This is a genomic window from Blastococcus sp. SYSU DS0973, assembly GCF_054051055.1.
Map to the genome: position 1 here is coordinate 243,493 of NZ_JBJHAN010000001.1, position 24,001 is coordinate 267,493.

22 protein-coding genes and 1 tRNA gene are annotated in these 24,001 nt (G+C 68.0%); 9 read left to right on the forward strand and 14 right to left on the reverse strand.

The genetic code is table 11. The features are described 5' to 3' along the window. Window positions 1-109: 109 nt before the first annotated feature. Together ACI791_RS01210 and ACI791_RS01215 are read left to right on the forward strand one after the other, a co-directional pair. Window positions 110-1,972: an AAA family ATPase gene (locus ACI791_RS01210; protein WP_456584366.1), complete on the forward strand. Its 1,863-nt coding sequence runs from the start codon at window positions 110-112 to the stop codon at window positions 1,970-1,972. 95 nt (window positions 1,973-2,067) lie between these two features. Next, entirely contained in the window at window positions 2,068-4,122 is a 2,055-nt protein-coding gene (locus tag ACI791_RS01215) for a hypothetical protein (protein WP_456584367.1), read from the forward strand. Window positions 4,123-4,161: 39 nt separating this feature from the next. Here the strand turns inward: ACI791_RS01215 and ACI791_RS01220 are convergent, their stop codons facing one another. Continuing rightward, window positions 4,162-5,232 carry a DNA-methyltransferase gene (locus tag ACI791_RS01220; protein WP_456584368.1) on the reverse strand — a complete coding sequence of 357 codons (1,071 nt, stop codon included), beginning with the start codon at window positions 5,230-5,232 and terminating at the stop codon, window positions 4,162-4,164. 678 nt (window positions 5,233-5,910) lie between these two features. Between ACI791_RS01220 and ACI791_RS01225 the strand changes: the two genes are divergently transcribed. From ACI791_RS01225 to ACI791_RS01240, 4 genes are all read left to right on the forward strand, one after another. Further along, complete coding sequence (locus tag ACI791_RS01225) at window positions 5,911-6,345, forward strand: hypothetical protein (protein ID WP_456584369.1); 435 nt, start codon at window positions 5,911-5,913, stop codon at window positions 6,343-6,345. 237 nt (window positions 6,346-6,582) lie between these two features. Beyond that, window positions 6,583-6,798 (forward strand): helix-turn-helix transcriptional regulator, encoded by a 216-nt coding sequence (locus tag ACI791_RS01230; RefSeq protein ID WP_456584370.1) that lies wholly within the window; start codon window positions 6,583-6,585, stop codon window positions 6,796-6,798. 1,439 nt (window positions 6,799-8,237) lie between these two features. Beyond that, window positions 8,238-8,441 carry a hypothetical protein gene (locus tag ACI791_RS01235; RefSeq protein ID WP_456584371.1) on the forward strand — a complete coding sequence of 68 codons (204 nt, stop codon included), beginning with the start codon at window positions 8,238-8,240 and terminating at the stop codon, window positions 8,439-8,441. Beyond that, complete coding sequence (locus tag ACI791_RS01240; RefSeq protein ID WP_456584372.1) at window positions 8,417-9,313, forward strand: hypothetical protein; 897 nt, start codon at window positions 8,417-8,419, stop codon at window positions 9,311-9,313. The genes ACI791_RS01235 and ACI791_RS01240 overlap by 25 nt, the downstream gene beginning before the upstream one ends. A 236-nt stretch (window positions 9,314-9,549) precedes the next feature. On the opposite strand, the gene ACI791_RS01245 is transcribed toward ACI791_RS01240, so the two are convergent. Both ACI791_RS01245 and ACI791_RS01250 read right to left on the reverse strand, forming a co-directional pair. Continuing rightward, the gene (locus ACI791_RS01245) at window positions 9,550-9,846 is read right to left on the reverse strand and encodes a hypothetical protein (RefSeq protein ID WP_456584373.1); all 297 of its coding nucleotides are present in this window, start codon (window positions 9,844-9,846) and stop codon (window positions 9,550-9,552) included. Between the two features lie 152 nt (window positions 9,847-9,998). Beyond that, window positions 9,999-10,268 carry a hypothetical protein gene (locus tag ACI791_RS01250; RefSeq protein ID WP_456584374.1) on the reverse strand — a complete coding sequence of 90 codons (270 nt, stop codon included), beginning with the start codon at window positions 10,266-10,268 and terminating at the stop codon, window positions 9,999-10,001. A 608-nt stretch (window positions 10,269-10,876) separates the two neighbouring features. Here ACI791_RS01250 and ACI791_RS01255 point away from each other — a divergent pair. Then, on the forward strand, window positions 10,877-12,130 hold the full coding sequence (locus tag ACI791_RS01255) for a tyrosine-type recombinase/integrase (protein ID WP_456584375.1): 1,254 nt from the start codon (window positions 10,877-10,879) through the stop codon (window positions 12,128-12,130). 88 nt (window positions 12,131-12,218) lie between these two features. Here the strand turns inward: ACI791_RS01255 and ACI791_RS01260 are convergent. Next, window positions 12,219-12,291 (reverse strand) — tRNA-Asn (locus tag ACI791_RS01260). Between the two features lie 135 nt (window positions 12,292-12,426). Here ACI791_RS01260 and ACI791_RS01265 point away from each other — a divergent pair. After that, on the forward strand, window positions 12,427-12,636 hold the full coding sequence (locus tag ACI791_RS01265; RefSeq protein ID WP_347060056.1) for a hypothetical protein: 210 nt from the start codon (window positions 12,427-12,429) through the stop codon (window positions 12,634-12,636). A 6-nt stretch (window positions 12,637-12,642) separates the two neighbouring features. Here ACI791_RS01265 and ACI791_RS01270 read toward each other — a convergent pair whose 3' ends face one another. The 9 genes from ACI791_RS01270 to ACI791_RS01310 all read right to left on the reverse strand — a co-directional run bounded on the left by ACI791_RS01270 (window position 12,643) and on the right by ACI791_RS01310 (window position 22,918). Next, window positions 12,643-13,200 (reverse strand): hypothetical protein, encoded by a 558-nt coding sequence (locus ACI791_RS01270; RefSeq protein ID WP_456584376.1) that lies wholly within the window; start codon window positions 13,198-13,200, stop codon window positions 12,643-12,645. Further along, window positions 13,197-15,086 (reverse strand): DNA primase, encoded by a 1,890-nt coding sequence (gene dnaG, locus ACI791_RS01275; RefSeq protein ID WP_456584377.1) that lies wholly within the window; start codon window positions 15,084-15,086, stop codon window positions 13,197-13,199. Before dnaG ends, ACI791_RS01270 begins: the two co-directional genes overlap by 4 nt. A gap of 111 nt (window positions 15,087-15,197) precedes the next feature. Then, complete coding sequence (locus tag ACI791_RS01280) at window positions 15,198-15,821, reverse strand: YdcF family protein (RefSeq protein ID WP_456584378.1); 624 nt, start codon at window positions 15,819-15,821, stop codon at window positions 15,198-15,200. 88 nt (window positions 15,822-15,909) lie between these two features. After that, complete coding sequence (gene ppdK / locus ACI791_RS01285; protein WP_456584379.1) at window positions 15,910-18,609, reverse strand: pyruvate, phosphate dikinase; 2,700 nt, start codon at window positions 18,607-18,609, stop codon at window positions 15,910-15,912. A gap of 174 nt (window positions 18,610-18,783) precedes the next feature. Next, on the reverse strand, window positions 18,784-19,224 hold the full coding sequence (locus ACI791_RS01290) for an Rv0361 family membrane protein (RefSeq protein WP_456584380.1): 441 nt from the start codon (window positions 19,222-19,224) through the stop codon (window positions 18,784-18,786). Beyond that, window positions 19,221-20,381 carry a tRNA dihydrouridine synthase DusB gene (gene dusB / locus ACI791_RS01295; RefSeq protein WP_456584381.1) on the reverse strand — a complete coding sequence of 387 codons (1,161 nt, stop codon included), beginning with the start codon at window positions 20,379-20,381 and terminating at the stop codon, window positions 19,221-19,223. The genes ACI791_RS01290 and dusB overlap by 4 nt, the downstream gene beginning before the upstream one ends. A 160-nt stretch (window positions 20,382-20,541) precedes the next feature. Continuing rightward, complete coding sequence (locus ACI791_RS01300; protein ID WP_456584382.1) at window positions 20,542-20,850, reverse strand: antibiotic biosynthesis monooxygenase family protein; 309 nt, start codon at window positions 20,848-20,850, stop codon at window positions 20,542-20,544. Between the two features lie 131 nt (window positions 20,851-20,981). Further along, window positions 20,982-22,385, reverse strand: coding sequence for a glycine--tRNA ligase (locus tag ACI791_RS01305; RefSeq protein WP_456584383.1), 1,404 nt, complete (start codon window positions 22,383-22,385; stop codon window positions 20,982-20,984). 257 nt (window positions 22,386-22,642) lie between these two features. Continuing rightward, entirely contained in the window at window positions 22,643-22,918 is a 276-nt protein-coding gene (locus ACI791_RS01310; RefSeq protein ID WP_456584384.1) for an antibiotic biosynthesis monooxygenase family protein, read from the reverse strand. A gap of 60 nt (window positions 22,919-22,978) precedes the next feature. On the opposite strand from ACI791_RS01310, the gene ACI791_RS01315 reads away from it, so the two are divergent. Then, on the forward strand, window positions 22,979-23,404 hold the full coding sequence (locus ACI791_RS01315) for a Fur family transcriptional regulator (protein WP_347060045.1): 426 nt from the start codon (window positions 22,979-22,981) through the stop codon (window positions 23,402-23,404). Window positions 23,405-23,476: 72 nt separating this feature from the next. Here the strand turns inward: ACI791_RS01315 and ACI791_RS01320 are convergent, their stop codons facing one another. Continuing rightward, the gene (locus tag ACI791_RS01320; protein ID WP_456584385.1) at window positions 23,477-23,824 is read right to left on the reverse strand and encodes a hypothetical protein; all 348 of its coding nucleotides are present in this window, start codon (window positions 23,822-23,824) and stop codon (window positions 23,477-23,479) included. Window positions 23,825-24,001: the final 177 nt, after the last annotated feature.

The following is a 24,001-nucleotide window of genomic DNA, read 5'->3' on the forward strand; positions in this document are numbered from 1 at the left end:
CGCACCACTACTCACCGCAGTTGAGCAGCCAATGCCTCAGATAGGCCGTGTCCTTGCCGTAGACAGCCTCCCCCTCACCATAGAGTGACCAACAAGGGGGATTGTTGTCATGAAACCATCACTAAGCCGCGTCGAGCGGGCCGCCGACCAACTCGCCGCACTCGATTTGGGACGAAACTCCGCGACGCTGATCCGTTGGCTGGCAGTCAAGTGGGCTGGCGGCAGACCAGGCAACGGAGACGTTGCTCTGACGAGAGAAAGCGCAGAGAAATTCTGTGCCGAATACTTTGGCGTACCCAACGAAGGGGATTACAAGTGGTACAACCCCTTCAATAGCACTTGGTCGAAGATGCAGCCGAATGGCGGCTGGCCCGTAGGCTCCGTTCTGACCCAGCTACAGCGCCCTAGTGGCCGGCTGCAAGCGATCCTGACTTCCACAACGAGCGACGGGGTCGTACGAGTCCGACTTCATCCGCAGGCTAAGTACGCCGAAGGGCTCGCCGAGATCGCGCCCCGGGATCACCGGATCCCTCTTTCCGAACTGGCGGTCTGGCGCTATCGCTTCGGCCTGCCACAGGGAATCGGCGGCGACGTTGATGATCTCGCACTTGCCGACTCGCTGGCACTAGAACTCAATCTGAGCCAGGAGGAGCGCCACGCCATTTTCTCCGAGGAGGCAGCGCCGCAGATTGGCGATACGGACGACGAGTCGGCGTTGGCTAGCGACGACGATGAATGGGATGTCTCGGATCTAGTTGCGGCACTTCCCCCGCCGGAAGCGCCTCAGGCGGTTGAACCTGCGCCCATACCGCCCCGTAATGAGCCAGCACTGCAAATCACGGACTACAGAGCCTTGGAGGCCGTCGCCCGCCTTCCTCTGGAGGAAGCGGATGTAGACGCGTTGGTTGGGCGAGCCCAAGAGGCCGCCATGCGACGAGGACTACTGCTTCCTGATCCCGAACTACTCGAACAGTGCGTCCTGGCACTACTCACTGGACACCTAGTGCTCCAAGGCCCCCCTGGTACTGGAAAGACCACGCTAGCCCGTGTTCTGGCAGCTGCCTTTGAGTGCGATAGCACTCTCCAGACTGCCACCGCAGACTGGAGCACCTACGACGTTATCGGCGGCCTCCAGCCAAGCGTCGGCGCAGACGACCGAGAAGTCCTGCGCCCTTGGCTCGGGCATGTTCCACGAGCAGCGATTGCGTGTGCGCACTGGGCGCAGCAACGCCAAGAGAACCCAGACACTGCATACCAAGGCCACTGGCTCATCATCGATGAATTCAGTAGAGCACAAGTTGACAAGGCCATTGGTGCCCTGTACACCCTTCTAGGAGGAAGTGGCGAACAGTCGCTCGACTTGTGGTTCGAGACCGACCCCGCACGGAAGGTCGTACCGATCCCCTCGCGCTTTCGAATCATAGCCACAATGAACGATGTTGATGCCTCCTTCGTCTACGACTTCTCGCAAGGACTTAGTCGGCGCTTTCAGTTTCTCTATGTGGGCGTTCCTAGCCAGGATGACCTGGACGAGGAGATCAAAGCAGCTCTGTCCCATGCCGCTGAGTGGCTCGTTGCGCAATATCCCAGCCGCGCGGGGACGACGAGCCACGTCGCCCTCTTCGAGCGGTGGACTAGGGACCCACGTATGCGGACGATACTCGATCAAATGAACGCTTTCGTCAGTCGGGTGCGATATCCCGCAGCCGGCGCGGTCGGAGGCGGTTGGCCGCTCGGTACCGCCCAACTCGGCGACGTGCTAAAGAGAGTCGCCCTCCGAGAAGACGGTGCGACAGATCTGCTACCCGTACTCGACGCGGCGCTTGCAGATCGGGTGATACCGCAGATGAGCGGCGTCAAGCCAGTCATCCTGCAGGATTTGCTGGGCTGGCTTACGAGTACATATGAAGAGCAACTGCCCAGGACGATTCGAGCAGCACGCCACCTACGCGACACCTCAGCGACGGCATGACCACCCGCTCGGGAGACGAGACTGGCTCGCCGGCAGGTGCACCGGATCCTCGGAGCTCGACGTACACCGCGACCAGCGTCATGCAAGACGATGTAGTGGGTGACGTTTCCCATGACGCCGCAGGTGACGATCCGGGCAGTGGATATTTCACTGATTCCAGCAGGAAGGCAGCCCTGGCAGCATCACTCCCCTACGTCGCGACCTATTTCGTTCGCAGCGACCGCCTGCCACTGCGCGATACGAACCTGCTCGGGACTTCTCGACGTCAGGACCCCGGCCGACTATCCACTCCGCGCGACCCTGTCATCGCTAGTTTGCGCCTGCGGGCGGCACTCGCCTCAGGCACCCGCCTGGTCGAAATTATTAGTGACCTACTACGCGCCGGAGCCAACTTTCGATTCGAGCAAGTCCGCGACGAACATGTTGGTCACTTACACGGCAGGCTGGATGTCGTCCGCTACATCCAGCAGCGAGGGAGACGAACGGCACCCCGGAGATACCCGATAGTCGACCTCAGGCAAAGCGCGGCCACACCAGAAAACATTATGGCGGCCTCGGCCTTGCACTGGCACATCAAAGAGCTCGACACATGCTTGACAGCTCTCGGTCCCATCCCAGAGGGTCCCGAGACCAAGCGTGCTGCCGAGATTCGCGCGGGCCTCACTCGCTTCGCCAGCCACCCCACCTTTCGGGGAGCAAGCGAGGGTGCAGAACTCATCGCGCGCCGCGAGACCATCGGTGAGCTTCTGGACACCGTTGACGCACGCCTTCGGGCAGGCCATGTTAGTCGTTCCTATGCCTACGAGCGACTAGCGGACTGGGTCCGTCAAGCCATATCCGGCGAAGCCGATCTAGAGCATGGCGACCTATTGGCCAGCTTCTACGGGCAGGCGTTCGACAACAAGCTATTCGAGTTATGGAGCCTGACGCAACTGGCACAAGCGATGTCGGACATTCTCGGACCACCCGCCTCTACCGTTCCGCACCTACTGCGGTCTGAGAGTGACGAGCCAATCTTCCAATGGGATGCAGGAGCCGACAGCATTGAGCTGTACTTTCAACCCTCCTTATCAAGACTACTTGGGGTGGCTAACCGATGGAGGTACCGCGAGAGCAATCAAGAGTTGCGGGGGTACCCGGACCTGGCCGCACGTTGTGTGCACGTCGACGGAACCGCCGAAGTGGTGCTTCTAGACGCAAAGTTGCGGAGACGGAGGAACGCGGCATGGGGACAAGAACTCTACAAGCTGCTCGGATACTTTTCTAATGCTGGCCGGCCGATACAGCTAGGGGCCTTGATCTTCCACTCGCCCCAAGGATTTCGGTCGGGCGACGCCATACGGCGATGGGTGCTCGAACAGGACGAGGACGTCGGCTCGGGTGCCATTGAGATTGTCGCTGTCGATCCGGCCGATGATCCGTCGGCGACTTCGTCAGCCTTCGCACATCTTGCTCGACTGGTGGTTAGCGGCACCGGAATCGCGCGGGACCAGGTCCAGTGCGTGACCTCTGTAGGTTTCCGTGATCCAGATGCATCGCCCGAGGATTTGGCGGGCAGTCGGGCTCAGGCGCTAGCCGTTGCGCAATTGGAGGCGGCTGCTAGTCGACTGCCCTCAGAGCTTCTGGAGACCACTGCTCGGAACCTCTTTGCGCTTTTAGAGTCGACGTGGCTTGGCCTCGATACGGACACACGGCGCATGATCACCACTGCCGTGCACTTCGGCGTTACGGCTCCGGAGGGAGCCGACCTAGCTGGTCCAGTGCTGGGCCTGTGCGCTTCACTCGAGCGCCTGCTTCGAGATCGGCTAGCTGTGCCAGCCCTTATCAACGTCGCCGATACACCGGGGTGCGACGCGGGACGATGGACTCTCGGCACGCTGATCACCCGACTTCGGGAATCCACTCTGGGCCGAGAGAACCGTGCAGCGCGAGAGCTGAAAACGTTTCTCGATAATCGAGGGATAAAGAGCACCCTTCTAGGGGCTCTTCTGGACGACCTTGACCAACTGCGCGCGCAACACCGTAACGTCGCCGCCCACCGAGGTTTGGTTGAGAGGGCTCAATGGTCGGAGGTGTACCGGACGGTCCTCAAGGCTGACGCGGCATTGCTGCCGCGCCTCCACGCCATCGTAAACGGCACCGGGGACTAAGAACGGGTGCAGTACACAGGGTTCGCAGCGCAGACGGACTCACTCCGCTGGAACGCTGCTAAGCTTGGAGGCTAGTGGCATCAAGTCGACCCCAATAGCGTCCCGGCCCATTTCGTTGGCGACTCGAAGGCTTGTCCCGGTGCCAGCGAATGGGTCAAGGACCACACCTCTACCCGGCGTGCGGTGTCCACAATCGGTCCATCCTGTAGTCACCTTCTTGGCGAAGGTGAACTCACGGAAGTATCCACCCAGTGCAGCCTTCGCCTCCGCGGCTAGTTTCTGAACGGCCAAAGAGTTTCGACCCGTGCCAGTTTGAACCTTAAGCGCCTTACCGGCGTCGGAGACCCCTGTCGCTTGGATCGCAGCAATGTGGTCATCGGTCAATCCGTGGATTTCTGCTAGCTCCATGGCTCGCTTGGCCTGCGGACGGGCCGGATCCAGCTGACGTGTCCGCCGCACGACTCGTCGGCGTGGCACCTTGCAGGTCACGCAAACCTGCGGGGGGCAGGCAAGCAAGACAGCTCGTCTAACGAGCTCGGAAGGGAACGGGGCGAGGTGTGCCCCCATGTTCCGTTCCGGGTTGATGTGCCAAACGTCACCCGGGTTGGCACCGTTTCCCATCTCCTCAGCATACCCAGGTAGGTCGTAATAGTAAGTGGGCTTTAGAGCCAAATGAATCACGTACTCATGACGGTTCGCAAGACGGTTCTGGGCAGGTTCTGGCATCCCGCCATCCTTGGCCCAGATGATCCTATTTCGGACGACCCAGCCAGCGTCAATAGCAGCGGCTTCAATCCGGCCAGGAATGCCAACCAGCGACTTCTTCTGATACGTGTCTCCGACGTTGAGGAAGACGGATCCAGTCGGGCGCAGCAGTCTGCGCCATTCCGTCAAGCAATCCATCATCGCCGAAACGTAGGCGGCCGGCGTGCTTTCCCAACCGATCTGATCCTGGTGACCATAATCGCGCTTCTGCCAGTAGGGCGGTGACGTAACGACCAGGTCGACACTCGCAGACGGAAGATCGATCGACCGAGCGTCGCCCTGGACGACACGCCGCCTGACGGAAGAAAGATGTGGCTCCCACGCATCCAGACCGCTCTCGGTCACGGACCCAAGGGTGAGAGGGTGAGTGACTTCCCGTTCAGTGTCCGGTGCAGGCGATCCTCCGCCAACGCTCTTGATCGTCCCCTTGGCGGACAGCCTCGACTGCGTCACTACTCTCCTTGAAGTCCAGGACGGGCGAGGACTAGGCGCTGTGCCTGTCTCCTCGCTTCCGCGCTTGCTCATGTTGCACGTCCTCCTGTGGGGCAACGGCGCGCCACGCCACTCCGTGACCATCGGCCGTCCCGCACAGCCGCGGCGACCGGCCCCCTGTGTCGGCATCCGCGCTCGCCACACCCGGGGCATGGGCGCAACGTAGGTCAACGGTCTGACAGAACGTGCGACCGGGTTGTGAAGGGGACGACCATGATCCATACATCGCTCAGAGGCCCCCTCGCCGGGGAGCCGGCCTCCCGCCGGGACCGCCGTCCAACAGCTACCACCTCTCGCAGACGAGTGCCTGCCGCCCGTGAGCCAACCGTGAGAGTCCGCTAGCTCCGACCGCGAGTCGGCAGACAGCTCCCAGCGCCCTCCGCGCCCCTCCTATTGCCCTTGGTGCAGCCTCGGTCCTGGACGGGGTGGAAGACATCCATCGTGTGAAAATGGGACCGACGCGCGGCATGGCCCCATGGCTAGCGCAGTCACCCGACGCAGAGAGGCTGCCTGGTGCCGGCTGGAAAGATCGTGGATGAGCAGGAGGTCATTCGCTGGTTCCACGAGGGGCTGACCTATGACGAGATGTCCCGCCGGTACCGGGCGCAGTACGACATCGAGATGAGCCCGAGCGCATGGGGCAACTTCCGCAGGCGCAGGGGCCTCGTCCGGCGGATCGTGCGAGACGACAACCTCATCCCGTGGGCGGTCGAGGAGGAGCACCGCTACAGATTCCCGCTCCGAATGCTGCGCGTGGAGGCGAGAGTGCGCGCTGGGGAGCCCATCACCGAGACGGACGCAGCCAAGCATGAGAGTTGGCTTCGTTTCCTCCGTGACGAGAACCTAGTCGTCGCCTACCTACCCGAGACGCCAGAAGGGTTCCACTACGTCACGCGGGAGCCAGGCGACACCGACGTCATCCGTCGGCCCACTGTGGGCTTGACGACGAGGCGACGGGCCGACTGAGGGCCACCTCGGCCCCCTCCCCCGCCTGTCAGTCGGGGGGCGTCGGGTTACGTGACCCAACGCACAGTGATTCTTGGTGACACCAGCACACCGATTGTGGCCGTGTGTTAGTGTCTCCTTACACCGAGCGAGGGAGCCCGACGTGAGCCGAGGCACCCACTGAGCGGGTCAGGTGTGTTAGTTGCACTTGCCTCGTCATGCGCGGCTGTCTGTCACCTGACCACGAAAGGAATCATCATGTCCGACGACATCCGACCTGCCCAGCCGAAGCCCCTGGCCCTGATGAACACGCCACAGCTCGCCGAACGCTGGCACATGGCGGTCGGGACCATCCAGAATATGCGCTCCGCCGGCACCGGCCCGCAGTACATCAAGGTGGGCGCGCGCGTTTTGTACGACCTCGCCGCTATCGAGGCGTATGAGGCTGCCCGCGTTCTCGGCGGTGATCGATGACCGAGGCGTGCCCGGACGATCCTTCCCGGGGGCGCTTGTCGAGCCAATGCCTCGCGATCGCCCTGTGGAGCCCACCAAGGCGTGCAGGACCGACCACGGGACTCCTTGGCCTGCACGGACGACCGGACCAACCTGAGCCCCATTCAGGCGGGCAGGTCGCGACCGGCGAGTCTGAGCCCTCGCCGTTCCACTTCCGAAAGGTCAAGCGCCGTAATCGCAGGGGGCGGTCCCAGTGAACAACCGTCCCCCGGTGGACGGCACTCAGCCAGGAGGAATGGGAAGCTCTGCCGATCGATTTTCGTCGATCGGTCGACCTGGCCCCGAGCCGGCATGTGTGGTCGCTGAAAACCGGACCGGGTCACTGGTCGGTGCTGGACTGCGTGAACATTCCGACCTCGCTACTGGTCGGGCTCACCACCGCGCCCCGGGTATGGGCGGGGGATGAATGAGCCCAAGGCCGGAACACCCGTGGGCGAAGCACTATCAGCACGTCTGGCAGGAACGGTCCGGTGATCCGAACCTGCCGGACTGGCTTAGGGTGGCAGCCGTGGCCTACGGGAAGCACGGAGCGAATGGGCACGCGCCACTCGGCCCGGGTGACCTGGCCCTGATCTTGGGCAGTATTGACCGTCAAACCGGGGAGCTGCGGCCTAGCGAGAACGTCAGTCGGGCTATCCAAACGGCGGTGAGGTACGGGTGGTTGGCGAAGGGATCACGGACCCGGTGCCTCATCGTCCCGGCGCACGCGGTGAGCGGTGGACTCGGTAGCGAGTATGCGAAGTGTCCCACGCACGGCGTCACTCAGTGACTGACTTTTGGCCATTCTCAGTCAGTGAGTGACGTCAGAGAAGTCACTGAGTGACTGACGGAAACTGAAGAACGCCCGGTTTTATGCGGAAATCGAGCAGCCCTCTCTAGAGTCTTCTCATCGGCAGAAAGGAGTATGAGTAGGTCACAGCCCTAGAGCAGTTAGGCGCTATGGCTATGGCCCCGACGAAGTCGGGGTACCAGTCACAGCCCTAGAGCAGTAAGGCCCTATGGCTATGGCCCCGACGAAGTCGGGGTACCAGGCACAGCCCTAGAGCAGTAAGGCCCTATGGCTATGGCCCCGACGAAGTCGGGGTACCAGGCACAGCCCTAGAGCAGTAAGGCCCTATGGCTATGGCCCCGACGAAGTCGGGAAAGGTCAACAGCACCAGACTGCCTAGCGGCAATGGCGGCGGGATACACAGTCCGCCGCCGCCGCCTACAAGTCCCCATCACAAGAACCTGCAGACAGCAGGTCTACTTGGTATGCCCGAAAACGGTCGGGCACCAGAGAAAGGAACGAAGTGCCAGAGCCCCATCCCGGCGTTATCAGAAACGCGCCGGCCCCGACCAGTCAGCACGATTCCGAGCCCACGCCCAGGACCAAGACCAAGACCAGCGAGAACGGACCCATGACCAAGACCACCATGACCCCCGCCGAGGAGTCCCGATACAAGCTGGCTCAGGCCCAGGCTGCCAAGGCCGACGCCGTGGCCCTGCACGACCAGCACCAGACCGCCGCCGAGGAACTGCACTCCTTCCTCACGAACGGCCGGGCCAGCCTCTTCGACTTCCTCACCTACCGAGCCCAGTGGCGGAGGCTGCCGACGCCGTAGACGTTGCCGCCTTCCTCGTGGAGGGTTCCGAGGCCAACGTCAAGCGCGCCGAGCGAGGTCTCATCAACGACGACACCGCCGTTGCCGACCTGATCCGTGACGTGCTGAACGATGACCTGTTCAGCGGTCAGCTCCCCATCAAGGTCGTTACCGTTCCCGCCGATGTGGTCAAGCCCGACGTGATCGGATCGCCAGTCCTGTACGTCGTACAGCAGCGTCCCAGCAAGAATAGCGACGGTGCCCTCTCGGCCAATCTGATGGTGCACTACTGTCGCCCGTCGCTGTACGCGCCACTGGACGGGGAAAAGCTCGCGGAAGCTTGCCGTGAACGGCACTACGGCGTGCACGTCGGAGCCTGGTCGAGCGTTGACCACGGCGATTACGTGGAAGACCCCTTCGAGGTCAGGGTCATGCGCGCCATTCCGCGTGTGCCGGTGCTGGCCGTCGAACCGAGCGACGTTGACATGCAGATGTACGCCAATGTCGTGCGGAACCGACTGCTCCACGCGGTGTCCTACTTCGGGGAGGGGGAGGGCATCCGCCTGATGGGTGAGCCGACCGAGGGCCGGGCGCAGGTGAACATCGTCAGCCACCGGGTCGTTTCCCACTCCCCGGGTAGGGGGAATCGGCGTATGACGGTGGAGATGGTTCACGCCGTGCATCCGGATGCCATGTGGGTCGGTGCGCCGGTGGCCGAGATGGTCAGGGGCGCAATTCACCAGGAGGTCGGGAACATCGCCGCGAGCGTCGGTCGGGTGGTCGCCATCGATGATGTCAAGGTGAAGGTTACCGAAATGCCGAGCAATCGGTACGCGGACCCCGAGCCCTACATCGTCACGGCTCAGTTCGGCGTGACCTACCGTCTGGCCTGACGGGAATAGTCCATGCTCGGCGGGGATGGCTGCCATAGCATCCCCGTCAGGTCGCCAGAATGGCCCGCAATCGCCCTGAGAGGCCCGTCCCTGTGGTCCTCGGCATTGCTGGGTATCTTTTAGTACCCCCGGTCCTGTACCGACATTCTAGAGGCGCTCAGCGGATCGCGGAGATAATGGCCGTTACGACCACGGCTAGGTCGCCAGACCGAGCAAGTCGATTGCACCCAGTCACGTCACTTGGTCCTCCCTTTCTGGATTCTGCGGTAGACACCGGACTCGGTGAGCCCGGCTTGATTGCCGATCTGCGCCAGCGTCATGCCAGCATCGCGCATTTCAATCATCGTCTCGGTGGACAAGGTGCTCTTCACCAGCCCACCCCTGGGACGGGTCGCGCCCGCCAGTGCCCGGAGCATGACGGTCTTCGGCACATCGAACATCCGCGCGACCGCCTCGACGGTCAGGCTGGTGTCCTGTTGGTACAACTGCCGGGCAATCTCTTTCTGCTCGGGGGTCAGGCGGGCGGGAGGCATGGCTCAGTCCTTCTGCTTCTAGCGTTCGGCTCCGCATCTCTGTGGATAAGGATGTGGAAAACGACCTATAAACCGTGGCGCAAACTTGGCTGCTAAACCCGGCGATGTGCGAGGAATGCCCTCAGGGGGTCATACCCCGGGGTTACGGCTCGTCAGACGGTGTCGCAGAAGCCGGCAGACTCGGTAGCGGTCGTGAACACGGTTGCGATTGCGTCAATCATCGGATCGGGCATCGAGGATGGCGCATTCTCGGTGAAGGCCGAGGCGAAGCCGTCAGCAGTCTGTCCGTTGGTCGAAGCCATGCAAGCCAGGCGCCCAAACTGCACCCACTCCTGATCCGTCGACAGTCCATAGACGGCCGGGGCCAGACCATCGGCCAGGCTCGCCAGGTAGGCCCCCTGCGGATCGGTGGGCTGCTCCACCGGGGACGTCTCCACGGCTGGCGTCTCTGGCGCGCTGGATGGTGCCTGGACTGGGGTTTCGACGGGGCCATAGGACGGGGGCGCGGCCTGGCTGCCGCCCCCGGACGAGCACGCGGACATGGTGGCGACGACAGCAACAGCAGCAAGGGCATGGCGTGCAAACACGGAGGCTCCATCGGATCGCGGCAGTGAGCGCAAGTACCGAATCAGGTGCAGGAGCCAAGGAACCAGGTAAGGCGGTCAGCCCTGACTCAATGGAGGGGGACTGCACTAGCGCCGCAATACCTGTCATCGAGACCCGGCGATGACCGAGGAATCGGCTCAGGGGGTAATGCCCCAGGTGTGATCGCGGCTGGAATGGCGCTGCCACAACGACGGCCACGGATCGGATGGCCCATGGCAGGACACTCGGCACGGCTCTGGACCGCGCTCACGGGGCGCACAGGGCAGGCACGGGCCAGGCCAGGGCCAGCCCGAGCCAGCGCCAGTGGAAGACCGCGAGCCCGGCCAGGTCCGATCCGCAGACAAGGACCAATAAGCAAACCAGCACTAACCTGCTACGTTGATCAACAACGGCAGGGGGATCATGAGGAAGGAACCGAACAGGCATGGCCCGACCGAGGAACGACCTGGGCGAGTGGGGCAAGATCACCGTCACCGGGTACGTGTTCGATGAACACGGCAAGAAGCAGCGCATCCCCCAGGGCGGACGCAAGGCCGACGTGTGGGAAGCCCGTGCCCGGATTCGGGACAACGACGGCACTCCCCGCCAGGTGCAGGCATCGTCCACCAAGAGCAAGGGCGCAGCCGAGCGCACCTTGGCCGACAAGCTCCGCAAGCGAGTTTCCCCCGCCGGCACCGACGCCCCGATCACGGCCACGACCACGGTGGCCGACGTCGCCCGTCTGTGGCTGGCAGACCTGGCCGACAGCGACCGAGCGACCAGCACCCGACAGGTTTACAAGACCATGTGCAACCGCCACGTCATCGGCCCGAAGGGCAGCCCATCCAGCCTGGCGAACCTGACCGTCCGCGAGGTCACGGTGGGCGGCGTCGAACGCTTCCTCACCGAAATCGCCAAGGGACCCTCGGGCAAGGGAGCCGCCCGGACGGTCCGGACTGTCCTGAACGGCGTCCTGGACCTCGCCATGAAGAACGACGCGATCCCGCACAACCCGGTGCGGTCGGCTGGTCCGGTGAAGGTGCGGACGACCAAGCCCCAGGGCACGCGACAGGCCGAGCGGTCGTTCACGGTGGCCGAGCGGGATGCCGTGGTGGCCTATGCGGACGTTGACCCGGTCGCCCGACGCCGTGACCTGCCCGACCTCATCGCGTTCCTGGCAGGCACGGGTGCCCGGATCGGTGAGGCGTGTGCCCTGCGCTGGTCGGCGGTCGATCTGGCCGAGGGCACGGTGACCCTCGGTCCGGTCGTGGTCCGTGAGACGGGCACCGGATTGCACATCCAGGAGGACGGCAAGACCGACACGGCGACCCGGACGATCCCCCTGCCCCCGGACGTCCTGGCCCGCCTCATGGCCCGCAAGGTGAACGACGTCGGCAACGACTGGGGAGTCGTGTTCGCATCCCCCATGGGTCGGCTGCGTGATCCGAGCAACACCAGCCACGATGTCACCGACCTGCTGACCGCCGCCGGGCATGAGTGGGCGACGTCGCACACGTTCCGGCACACGGTCTGCACGCTGCTGGGGCAGGCAGGGTGGTCGTGGCGCGAGATCGCCAACTACGTCGGGCACAAGAAGGCGTCCATGACGATGGACGTCTACGCGAGCCGCCAGACCATCAGCGTGGGCATGGCCGCTGCGCTGGTGATCGGTCCCGGATCGGCACTGGCCAGCGCGTAAGTGCTGAGTAACTGCTGACCTAGCCGTCAGCACCGGGAACGACGAAGGCCCCTGACCGGCAAACGCGCTGGTCAGGGGCCTTTTCTTGCTCCCCCGACTGGACTTGAACCAGTAACCCTGCGATTAACAGTCGCATGCTCTGCCAATTGAGCTACGGGGGATCAGCGGTGCGATCCGCTGGCTCGACGAGAGTACCGCACGCTCGATCAGCCGCCGCACGGGGCTTGCGGACCGCAGCGGGATGCGCGCCACAGGTAGCGTGTCGTCGTCCATTGCCCGAACACCTGGAGGTTCCCGTGGCCAAGCTGTCGTTCGTCGCCGGATTCGGTGCTGGCTACGTGCTCGGCTCACGTGCCGGCCGCGAGCGCTACGAGCAGATTCGGCGGGCCTGGGACAAGGCCAAGGACGACCCCCGCCTGCAGAGCATCGCAGGTATGGCGCAGGCCAAGGCCGACGACGCGGTGTCCACCCTCAAGGCCCAGCTGGGCGGCGAACCTCAGCCCTGAGGCCGGTCAGTCCGGCTGCTCGGCGGCGAGCACCTCGGCCAGCTTCTGCCGGGCCGTCTCCCGGGCCACCGGGTCGTCCCGGTCGGCGTCGTCGTCGAACACGACGGTCCACTCCCGCTCCGCCTGACCGGGCACCCGGCGAGCCACCAGGACCACACCGCCCCGGCCGGGCAGCGGGGTGCGTCGGCTGGTCACGATCGTCTGGTCAACCCTCCGGCGCACGACCGCGGGCAGGTCACCGGCGTCGAGCAGCACGTAGCGGACACCCGGCAGCCGGGCCTGCACCCCGGGCTCCACTTCGGTGAGCGGGGTGACGGTGAAGGAGCCGCCGCCGTCATTCGTCGCCGCCCACCGGGCGTGGCCCACCTCGTGCCACGGGAGCACGTCCGCTCCGCCGGCCGTGTCCACCGTCCGCAGCCCCCGGGACGTGGCGACCAGCCAGCCCCCGCCGCGAGCGAGCGCCCCCCAGGCCAAGACCCGCTCGTCGGGGTCGACCGCCACCGCGGCGCGCACCGCCTCCGGTGGCCGGGCGAACCGGCGCCGCAGCCCATCGAGCAGGCTCACGACGCGAGCCCACCCATCGCCCGCTCCCGCAGCGACCGGGCCTGCTGCTCCAGCGCCACGAGCTGCCCGAAGATCTTCGTGTACTCCTCCGCCTGCTCCACGGGGTTCATCCGCTGCAGGCGCCCCTTGAGCGCGGCCACCTGGCGCACGGTGGCCATCTCCTGGAGGCGGGCGAGGATCGCGTTGACGTACGCGGGGTCGGACTCACCGGTCACCGAGCGCATCGGCTCCACCGCCAGCGCCGTCAGCAGCGCGCGGGCGCTCTCCCGGTCGCAGTGCTCGGCCACCTGGTCCAACCAGGCCGGGCCGGTCACGGTCGCGCCCGCGGCACCACCGGCTCCGGCCACCGCCGCCGCGACGGCGGCGTAGTCGGGATCGGTGTAGGCGGCCGACGCGACGGCGTCGAAGGCGGGCCCGGCGTACTCGGGCACCTGCAGCGCGGCCTTCACCGCCTCCCGCTCCACGGCCACTGCGGCGTCGTCCGGCGTGCGCTTCGGGGCGCGGGGACGGCCGCGCGAGGGCGCCGCTCCCCCGTTGCCGGTCAGCCGGCGCACCCGCTCCTGCACCTCTGCCTCGTCGGTGTTCCCGATCATCCCGGCGAGCTCGCGGGCGTAGGCAGGCCGCAACGCGTGGTCCTTGATCTGTGCGACGAGCGGCACCGTCTTCTCCAGGGCGGCGACCCGGCCCTCCACGGTGTCCAGGTCGTAGCCGGCGAGCGTGGTCCTGAGCACGAAGGCGATCAGCGGGGTGCGTCGGGCGACGAGGTCGCGGACGGCGGCGTCGCCGTGCTCCTGCCGCAGCTCGCAGGGGTCGCGCCCCTCCTGCTCGACGGCGACGAACGTCTGCCCGACGAACCGCTGGTCCTCGGCGAAGGTCTTCATCGCGGCCGCCTGGCCCGCGGCGTCGCCGTCGAAGGTGTAGACGACCTCACCGCGGAACTCGTCCTGGTCCATGAGCAGCCGGCGCAGCACGCCGATGTGCTCGGCGCCGAACGCGGTGCCGCACGAGGCCACCGCCGTCGTCACGCCGGCCAGGTGGCAGGCCATGACGTCGGTGTAGCCCTCGACGACGACGGCCTGGTGCCGGCGGGCGATGTCGCGCTTGGCGCGGTCGATGCCGTAGAGCACGCTGCTCTTCTTGTAGAGCGGGGTCTCCGGGGTGTTGAGGTACTTCGGCCCCGGGTCGTCGTCCATGAGCTTGCGGGCGCCGAAGCCGATGACGTCCCCGGTGATGTCGCGGATCGGCCACACCAGCCGCCGGTGGAACCGGTCGATCAGGGTGCCCCGCGACGACTCCTTCGCCAGCCCGCCGGTGACCAGCTCGGCCTGGGTGAAGCCCTTGGCCCGCAGGTGCCGGGTGAGCGCGTCCCACCCGCCGGGGGCGTAGCCGCAGCCGAAGTCCAGGGCCGCCTGCCGGTCGAAGGCCCGGTCGGCGAGGAACTGCCGGGCCGGCGCCGCCTCCGGCGTGCCGAGCTGCTCGGCGTAGAACGCGGCCGCCGCGGTGTTCGCCGCGACCAGCCGGGCCCGCTGACCGACCGACGCCCGGTCGGGGCCGGCGGTCGGCCGCCCGCCGTCGTCCTCGTACTTCAGGTCGATGTTGGCGCGGCCGGCCAAGAGCTCGACGGCCTCGGTGAACGACAGGTGGTCGATCTGCTGGACGAAGGAGATGACGTCGCCGCCCACTCCGCAACCGAAACAGTGGAACAGGTTCCGCGACGGCGTCACCTGGAACGACGGCGACTTCTCGTCGTGGAAGGGGCACAGCCCCTTGAGGCTGCCGCCGCCCGCGCGCTTCAGCTGCAGGTGCTCGCCGACGATCTCGTCGATCTTGCTCCGCTCGCGGACCAGCGCGATGTCCGCCGCCCGGATGCGACCCCGGCCGGCCATCAGGCCGCCACCTGGCGTCCGTGCAGCTCGTCGCCGTGCAGCACGGGCAGGACACCCTTCGGCATGCCGCGCGTGCCGGCCTCGCCCAGTTCGAGCACCGTCGTCCCTCCCTCAGCCGATGCCGGGCGCGCCGGCGATGCTCTCGCCGGTGACGCGGTAGAGCAGGTACGCAGCAGTCTCCCGCAGGATGTAGCGGAACTGGGTGGCGCGGGTATGCACGGCCGGGCCCTGCCGGGTCGGTGAGCTCTCGGCCTCCATCCCCGCGTCCTCGGCCATCCGCTGGGCGCGCATCGCGTGCCAGGGGTCGGTGACGACCACCGCCCGCTCCCAGCCGCGCTCGGCGAAGGCCGTGCTGGCCACCCGCATGCTCTGCAGGGTGTCCGCGCCCTCGGGCACCGCCAGCAGCGCCGCGGCGGGCACCCCGGCCCGGGCCAGGTAGTCGCGCCCGGCCTCGGCCTCGGTGAACGCATCACCCGCGGCCTTGCCGCCCACGGTCACGACCACCGGGGCGACGCCGGCCTCGTACAGCGCCCGCGCGTGCTCCAGGCGCGCCTCGAAGATCGACGAGGGCACGCCGTTGTACTGCGCCGACCCCAGCACCACGATCGCGTCGGACTGCGGGCGGGAGTCCTGCCGCGCCGTCCACCAGATGGCCAGCGCCGTGGAGGCCACCAGGAGCACGGCGGCCAGCACGCCGGCCCCGGCCACCCGCGTCACCAGACTCCGCACGCCCACCCGTCATGGGTACCACGCCCGGCCGACACGGCCTCGGTGCCGGGGCCCGCGCCGAGCCTGCGAGGCGCCGGGGCACGGAGGCCCTCCTTCAAGAGCCGGCGCGGGCGCTGTCCAGCGCGGCGCGACCGGCCTCGAGCCGGGCCACCGGCACCCGGAACGGCGAGCACGAGACGTAGTCCAGACCGACCTCGTGGAAGAAGTGCACCGAGTCGGGGTCGCCGCCGTGCTCCCCGCAGATGCCCAGCTTGAGGTCCGGCCGGGCGGCCCGGCCGGCCTCGGCGCCGATCTGCACCAGCCGCCCGACCCCGTCGGTGTCCAGCGACTCGAACGGCGAGATCCCGAAGATGCCCTTGTCCAGGTACTGGTGGAAGAACGCCGCCTCGACGTCGTCACGGGAGAAGCCCCACGTCATCTGGGTGAGGTCGTTGGTGCCGAAGGAGAAGAACTCCGCCGACTGGGCGATCTCGCCGGCGGTCAGGGCCGCGCGGGGCACCTCGATCATCGTGCCGATCAGCGGCTTGAGGTCGATGCCGCACTCTTCGCAGACCTCGGCCAGCACCCGCTCAGACTCCTCGCGGATCGCCTCCAGCTCCTGTACGGCACCGACCAGCGGGATCATGATCTCCGGGCGGGGGTCGCCACCGGCCCGCTTGCGCTCGCACGCCGCCTCGGCGATGGCCCGCACCTGCATGGCGAACAGCCCGGGGACGACGAGGCCCAGCCGCACCCCGCGCAGGCCCAGCATCGGGTTGGACTCGTGCATGCCACGAACGGCGGCCAGCAGCCGGAGGTTGCCCTCGTCGGGCTCTCCCCGCTCCTCGGCCAGCGCCACCCGCACCGACAGCTCGGTTAGGTCGGGCAGGAACTCGTGCAGCGGCGGATCGAGCAGCCGGACGGTCACCGGCAGCCCGTCCATCGCCTCGAAGATCTCGAGGAAGTCCTGCTTCTGCAGCGGCTCCAGCGCGTCGAGCGCGGCCTGCCGCTCGTCGTCGCCGTCGGCCAGGATCAGCTTCTCCACCAGCTGCCGCCGGTCGCCGAGGAACATGTGCTCGGTGCGGCACAGGCCGATGCCGCGCGCGCCGAAGCGGCGGGCGCGGGCGGCGTCCTCCGGGGTGTCGGCGTTGGTGCGCACGTCGAGGCGGCGCACCTCGTCGGCGTGGGTGAGGATCCGGTGCACGGACCTCACCAGATCGGCGGCGTCGTCGGACCCCGGGTCGATCTCCCCTTCGAAGTAGCGGACGACCGACGACGGCTCGACCGGCACCTCGCCGAGCCACACCGTGCCGGTGGACCCGTCGATGGAGATGACGTCGCCCTCGGCGACCACGGTTCCGTCGGGAGCGGTGAACCGCTTGGCCCTGGTGTCGACCTGCAGCTCCTCGGCGCCGCAGACGCATGTCTTGCCCATCCCCCGGGCGACGACGGCGGCGTGCGAGGTCTTGCCCCCGCGGCTGGTCAGCACGCCCTCGGCGGCGATCATCCCGGAGAGGTCGTCGGGGTTGGTCTCCCGGCGGACGAGCACCACCTTCTCCCCGCGGCCGGCCCACTGCGCGGCCGCCTCGGAGGAGAACACCGCCTTGCCGACGGCGGCCCCGGGCGAGGCGTTCATGCCCTGGGTGAGCTGCCGGGCGTCCCCGCCGGTGACGAAGCGGGGGAACATCAGTTGGGCCAGCTGGTCACCGGTCACCCGGCGGACCGCCTCGTCCATGTCGATCAGCCCCTCGTCGACCAGCTGCGTGGCGATGACGAAGGCCGCGCCGGCGGTGCGCTTGCCAACCCGGGTCTGCAGCATCCAGAGCTTGTTGCGCTCGATGGTGAACTCGATGTCGCACAGGTCGCGGTAGTGCGCCTCCAGCCGCGACATGATCCCCATGAGCTCGTCGTAGGCGGCCCGGTCGATCTGCTGCAGGTCGACCAGGGGCACGGTGTTGCGGATGCCGGCGACGACGTCCTCGCCCTGGGCGTTCTGCAGGTAGTCGCCGTACACGCCCTGGGCGCCGCTGCCCGGATCGCGGGTGAAGGCGACGCCGGTCCCGGAGTCCATGCCGAGGTTGCCGAACACCATGGCGCACACGTTGACGGCGGTGCCGGCGTCGCCCGGGATGCGCTCGCGACGGCGGTAGATCACTGCCCGGTCGGAGTTCCACGAGTCGAAGACGGCGTTGACCGCCAGGTCCATCTGCTCGCGGGGGTCCTGCGGGAACTCCTGGCCGGTGTGCTCGCGCACGATCGCCTTGTACCGGCCGACGACGTCCTGCAGGTGGCCGGCGTCCAGGTCCAGGTCGGACTCCGTGCCCTGCTCGCGCTTGACCTCGTCGAGGGCCTCGTCGAACAGCTCGCCGTCGATGTCGAGGACGGTCTTGCCGAACATCTGGATCAGCCGCCGGTAGGAGTCCCAGGCGAACCGCTCGCTGCCCGACTGCGCGGCCAGGCCGTGGACCGATTCGTCGTTGAGCCCGACGTTGAGGACCGTCTCCATCATCCCGGGCATGGAGGCGGCCGCCCCGGAGCGCACCGAGACCAGCAACGGGTCGGCCGGGTCGCCGAGGGTCTTGCCCATCAACTTCTCGAGGGCCGCGAGGTGCTCGCTGACCTGCTCGTCGAGCCCCGGCGGGGTGCCGCCGTGCTCCAGGTAGTACCGGCACGCATCGGTGGTGATGGTGAAGCCGGGTGGCACGGGCAGGCCGAGGTTGGTCATCTCGGCGAGGTTGGCCCCCTTGCCGCCGAGCAGGTCCTTCTGGTCCTTGCCGCCCTCGCTGAAGTCGAAGACCCACTTCTCGTCAGCCATCCCGCACCTCCGCGTCCGTCCGCCTCCCCCGGGGGGACGATCCCCCGAGGGAACACTGCCGTGTCGAGCAGACGTCCTAAACGTCCACCCGACGGCGTCCGTCGATCGTGGCGCACCTCGGCGGTCGGCGCGAGCCCCGGGCCGGGTGATCCCGGCCGTGAGGTGTCCGGGCGGTCAGTCGATCCCGCAGATGCGGGGGCCGTCCTCGTTGACCACGGCGAGCTCCGCAGAGGCGCCGTCCTCCCAGCGGACGGTCACCCGCTGGATCCTCGCGCCCTCCACCGGGTCGTCCCGCACGTCGGCGACCTCGGCGGAGCCCGGCCGGAGGTACTCGGCCTCCATCCCGGTCACGTCGAGCCGGCTGCGCTCGTCCCCGCAGAGGAGCTGGTAGGAGGTCTCGGTGTCACCGGCGTCGAGCGCAGCGAGGAACACCTGGGTGACCTCGGTGGCCTGGTCGGCCGGGGATCCCCGGACCACGTAGAGACCGGCGACCATGCCGCCGGCCATCAGGACGACGCCGAGGATGCCGGCGATCAGCCAGCCCTGCCGCCTGCGGGGCATGCCCGTGTGCAGCGGCGCGGGGCCGTCGTCGTAGAGGAAGGGGCCCTGCGTCATCCGCCGCTCGTCTCCAGTTCTGCCCCGGCCGGAGGCTGCGGGTCGTCGCGGTCGGCCAGCCACCCCTCGGGGAGCGCGACCGGGCGTGGCGCGCTGGTGCGCCCGCGCGGCGCCCCCAGCACGGCGGTCGGGTACGGCTGGTCCGGGATGCCGGCGAGCAGCTCGGCGAGCTCGTCGAGGCCGCTCACCATCGCCAGCGCCCGCCGGGTGTCCGACCCCACCGAGAAGCCCTTCAGGTACCAGGCCACGTGCTTGCGGAAGTCGCTGCAGCCGTGCCGCTCGCCGTGCTCCTCGGCCAGCAGCGTGGCGTGCCGGTGCATGATCGCGGCGACCTCGCGGACGGTGGGCAGGGCGCGGCGGCTCTCGCCGGCGAACGCGGCGGCCAGGTCGCCGAACAGCCAGGGCCGGCCCAGGCATCCCCGCCCGATGACGACGCCGGCGCATCCGGTCTCGGCGACCATGCGCAGCGCGTCGTCGGCCTCCCAGACGTCCCCGTTGCCGAGCACCGGGATGTCGACGGTCTCCACCAGCCGCGCGATCGGCGCCCAGTCGGCGGTGCCGCTGTAGAGCTGGTCGGCGGTGCGGCCGTGCAGCGTGATCGCCGCAGCGCCCTCGTCCTGGGCGATCCGGCCGGCGTCGAGGTAGGTGACGTGGTCGGCGTCGATGCCGATGCGGGTCTTGATCGTGACCGGCACGTCCCCCGCCGCGCGCACCGCCGCCCGCACGATGTTCCGCAGCAGGACGCGGCGCCAGGGCAGGGCCGAGCCGCCGCCCTTCCGGGTCACCTTGGGCACCGGGCAGCCGAAGTTGAGGTCGATGTGTGCCGGCCGGGTGCCGGCAACGCCCTCGTCGACGAGCATCTCCACCGCACGCTCGACGGTCGCGGGGTCGACGCCGTACAGCTGCACGGAGAAGGCGTCCTTCTCGTCCGCGGTCGCCCGGATCATCCGGAGCGTCTTCTCGTTCCGCTCGACCAGCGCCCGCGTGGTGATCATCTCGCAGACGTAGAGGCCGGCACCGAACTCGCGGCAGAGCGTGCGGAAGGCCGGGTTGGTGATGCCGGCCATCGGCGCGAGCACGACGGCGGGGTCGACGGTCAGCGCGCCGAGCCGCAGCGGCGGCAGGGCCGTCGTCGTCGGCTCGAGCGTGGCGGTCACGGCACCAAGAGTAGGCGGTGCCCTTCCCCTCGCCCGTGGTCCGCAAGGAAGCCTCTCCTTGCCCGCTACACCGAGAACCCGGTGTGTCAGCCTCCACCGAGCAGCCTGGACACCGCCCCCACCCCCGGGTGGTGGCCGGGATCCCCGGCCACCACCCGGGTCAGTGCTCTGGAGAGTGCGCAGCCGACACGACCTCGAACCATTCGCTTCGACTCGGCTGCGCCTCCAGCCCCTCGAGTGTGTCCCGCGCCTCCTGGAAGGCGGGATCGTGGTGCCAGGCTTCCCAGTCCTCGCGGCTTCGCCACGTACCCACGATCACACGTGTCTGCTGCTCGTCCTCAGGAGTGAGAAGCTGTCCCGAGACCCATCCGGGTCGCCCGTGCGCAGACTCGAAGCGCTCGCGGACGGCTTCGTCCCACTGTTGCTCCCCACCTGGGCGCAGGACGGTCGTGGTGATCACGGTCATCATCTGTGGCTCCCGGTACTCGATGGATGGTGCTCGGACCGTGGCACATGTGCGGTGTTGCGGTAAGCCCCTTGGCAGCGCCTGCCGACGCGGTACTCCTCGGCGAGCTCAGCCGATGAGTGCATCGACCGCGGTCAGCAGCCGGGGAGGCGGGCGGCGAGGTAGGACTCGACCTGGCCCAGGCCCACGCGCTCCTGGCTCATCGAGTCGCGCTCGCGCACGGTCACCGCGTCGTCGGTGAGGGTGTCGAAGTCGACGGTCAGGCAGAACGGCGTGCCGATCTCGTCCTGCCGGCGGTACCGGCGGCCGATGGCGCCGGCGTCGTCGAAGTCGACGTTCCAGTTCCGCCGCAGCGCCGCGGCCAGGTCCTTGGCCTTGGGCGAGAGGTCGGCGTTGCGCGACAGCGGCAGGACGGCGGCCTTCACCGGCGCCAGCCGCGGGTCGAGCTTCAGCACGGTGCGGACGTCCACCCCGCCCTTGGCGTTGGGCGCCTCGTCCTCGGTGTAGGCCTCGACGAGGAAGGCCATCAGCGAGCGGGTGAGACCCGCCGCGGGCTCGATGACGTAGGGCGTCCAACGGGTGTTGGTGGCCTGGTCGAAGTAGGACAGGTCGGTGCCCGAGTGCTGGGTGTGCGTGGAGAGGTCGAAGTCGGTGCGGTTGGCGATGCCCTCGAGCTCACCCCATTCCGAGCCCTGGAACCCGAAGCGGTACTCGATGTCGACGGTGCGCTTCGAGTAGTGCGACAGCTTCTCCTTCGCGTGCTCGTAGTGCCGCAGGTTCGCCGGGTCGATGCCCAGGTCGGTGTACCAGCGGGTGCGCTCGTCGATCCAGTACTGGTGCCACTCCTCGTCGCTGCCCGGCTCGACGAAGAACTCCATCTCCATCTGCTCGAACTCGCGGGTGCGGAAGATGAAGTTGCCCGGCGTGATCTCGTTGCGGAACGACTTGCCGATCTGGCCGATGCCGAACGGCGGCTTCTTGCGCGCGGCGCCCATGACGTTGGCGAAGTTCACGAAGATGCCCTGCGCGGTCTCCGGGCGCAGGTAGTGCAGGCCGGACTCGTCCTCGACCGGGCCGAGGTAGGTCTTGAGCATCATGTTGAAGTCGCGGGGCTCGGTCCACGCGCCCTTCGTCCCGCAGTTCGGGCAGGCGATGTCGGCCAGCCCGTTCTCCGGCAGCCGGCCCTTCTTCTCCTCGTACCCCTCCTCCAGGTGGTCGGCCCGGAAGCGCTTGTGGCAGCTCTGGCACTCGGTCAGCGGGTCGGTGAAGACGCCGACGTGACCGGAGGCCACCCAGGTCTGGCGGGGCAGGATGACCGAGGAGTCCAGGCCGACGATGTCGTCCCGGCTCTGGACGACGGTGCGCCACCACTGGCGCTTGATGTTCTCCTTGAGCTCGACGCCCAGCGGGCCGTAGTCCCACGCGGAGCGGGTACCGCCGTAGATCTCCCCGGACGGGAACACGAAGCCCCGTCGCTTGCAGAGGTTCACGACCTTGTCGAGGCGGGCGGGGTCGTGCTTGGCGGTGCTGTCGCTCACGGCGAGAGGCTCCATCCGGCTGGCGGTCGGCGGTTGACCCGTCCACGGTAGTTGCCGGCCCGGCGGCGCCTTCAGTCGGTGACCGCGACCCGGACTCCCGCGTCGGCGGGCGCGGGGTCCGGACGAAGCGCACGGCGAGCTCGGCCCGGATCCCGGCGTACCGCTCGAGGAAGACCCGTTCGTCCAGCCGCTCCCGCCGGCGGGCGACCGGGCGGTGCGGGTGGGGCTGACCACCGCCCGACCGCAGGTCCTCGGCGTCAGTCGGTGAGGTAGGCACCCGGCTCGTCGACGGCGTGCACCCAGACCGGCGCACCGGTGATCTTGACCTCCGCGGCCGACAGGGCGCGGCGGTAGGAGCCGACGCCGTCCCACCGGGTCACCAGCGCCCAGAGCTCCGGGTCGTCGGCCGACCGGCCCAGTTCGCCGTCCCGGAAGCCCGGCCGGGCGGCGAGCGCGGCCAGCAACCGGTCCACCTCGCCCGCCAGCCGGGTGGCATCCGCCGCCGTCACCCGCAGCCGTGTCACCGCGAACACCCGTGCTCCCCTCGTCCGGCCTGGGCAGACGCTCCCACGACCGCCTGTCACCATGGACGCATGGTCCGCACCACCCGGCAGCGCACCGCCGTCCGAGCCGTCTTCGCAGACCTCGACGGCTTCCACAGCGCGCAGGAGGTGCACGCCCGGCTCCGGGACGCCGGCGACCCGGTCGGGCTGTCGACGGTCTACCGCGCCGTCCAGTCGCTGGCCGACGACGGTGAGCTGGACTCCATCCGCACCGACACCGGCGAGGCGCTGTACCGCCGGTGCAGCCCTCAGCACCACCATCACCTGGTGTGCCGCGGGTGCGGGCGCACCGTCGAGGTGGCCGGCCCGGCCGTGGAGACCTGGGCCGACCGCGTCGCGGCCGAGCACGGGTTCGCCGACATCAGCCACACGTTGGAGGTGCTCGGCACCTGCGCCGCCTGCCGGGCCGCGGCGGCCGGCCGGCCCGAGGCGTCCCCGGAGCGCACCACCGACTGACCGGCGACGCGCTGCCGATCCGAGGAAGCGGCCGACCGCGCCGTGGAGCAGCAGCAGGAACGGCTCGCCGCCTCAGCGCTCGACGGTGGACCAGGCCGTGACGTGGTCGACCAGGACCTGGGCCGGATGGTCACCGGTCGGATGCGGGGCGCTGCTCGTCTCGCCGTCGTCGCTGGTCAGCAGGAGGACGAGCAGGAAGCCCAGACCGGCGAGAAGCAGTACCCCGGCACCCACCAGCCACGGCATCAGCGTGCGGGAACCCCCGGATGGCTGGTCGTAGCGCAACGGCTCGTCGGGGGCCGACGCCTCGTCGGAGGGCGCCTCCTCCGGGACCGGCTGCCCCGCGACCGGAGGCACCCCCGGGTTCCGGGCCGGTTCGGGCGGACCGGCGGGGTGGGCACCCGTGGGCGGCTGGCTCATGGCGGTCGTCGACCTCCTCCACGCGTCACCGGGCGAGGGCGGCCGGCTGTCCGGAACCTACTCACCTCCGAGCCGCTCGCCCACGCTCCGTGCCCCCCGTTCCCGACCGTCCCCTGAGGTCGTGACCCTGCGCGGCCGGACGGCGCCCTCCGGTCACCCGGCCGACCGCAGCCGACC

What these genes read in the sequence shown, in the direction of transcription:
- ACI791_RS01210 (WP_456584366.1), top strand. Translation starts at nt 110, where the DNA reads ATGAAACCATCACTAAGCCGCGTCGAGCGGGCCGCCGACCAACTCGCC.
- ACI791_RS01230 (WP_456584370.1), top strand. Translation starts at nt 6,583, where the DNA reads ATGTCCGACGACATCCGACCTGCCCAGCCGAAGCCCCTGGCCCTGATG.
- ACI791_RS01235 (WP_456584371.1), top strand. Translation starts at nt 8,238, where the DNA reads ATGACCAAGACCACCATGACCCCCGCCGAGGAGTCCCGATACAAGCTG.
- ACI791_RS01245 (WP_456584373.1), bottom strand. Translation starts at nt 9,846, where the DNA reads ATGCCTCCCGCCCGCCTGACCCCCGAGCAGAAAGAGATTGCCCGGCAG.
- ACI791_RS01255 (WP_456584375.1), top strand. Translation starts at nt 10,877, where the DNA reads ATGGCCCGACCGAGGAACGACCTGGGCGAGTGGGGCAAGATCACCGTC.
- dnaG (WP_456584377.1), bottom strand. Translation starts at nt 15,086, where the DNA reads ATGGCCGGCCGGGGTCGCATCCGGGCGGCGGACATCGCGCTGGTCCGC.
- ppdK (WP_456584379.1), bottom strand. Translation starts at nt 18,609, where the DNA reads ATGGCTGACGAGAAGTGGGTCTTCGACTTCAGCGAGGGCGGCAAGGAC.
- ACI791_RS01290 (WP_456584380.1), bottom strand. Translation starts at nt 19,224, where the DNA reads ATGACGCAGGGCCCCTTCCTCTACGACGACGGCCCCGCGCCGCTGCAC.
- ACI791_RS01300 (WP_456584382.1), bottom strand. Translation starts at nt 20,850, where the DNA reads ATGATGACCGTGATCACCACGACCGTCCTGCGCCCAGGTGGGGAGCAA.
- ACI791_RS01315 (WP_347060045.1), top strand. Translation starts at nt 22,979, where the DNA reads ATGGTCCGCACCACCCGGCAGCGCACCGCCGTCCGAGCCGTCTTCGCA.
- ACI791_RS01320 (WP_456584385.1), bottom strand. Translation starts at nt 23,824, where the DNA reads ATGAGCCAGCCGCCCACGGGTGCCCACCCCGCCGGTCCGCCCGAACCG.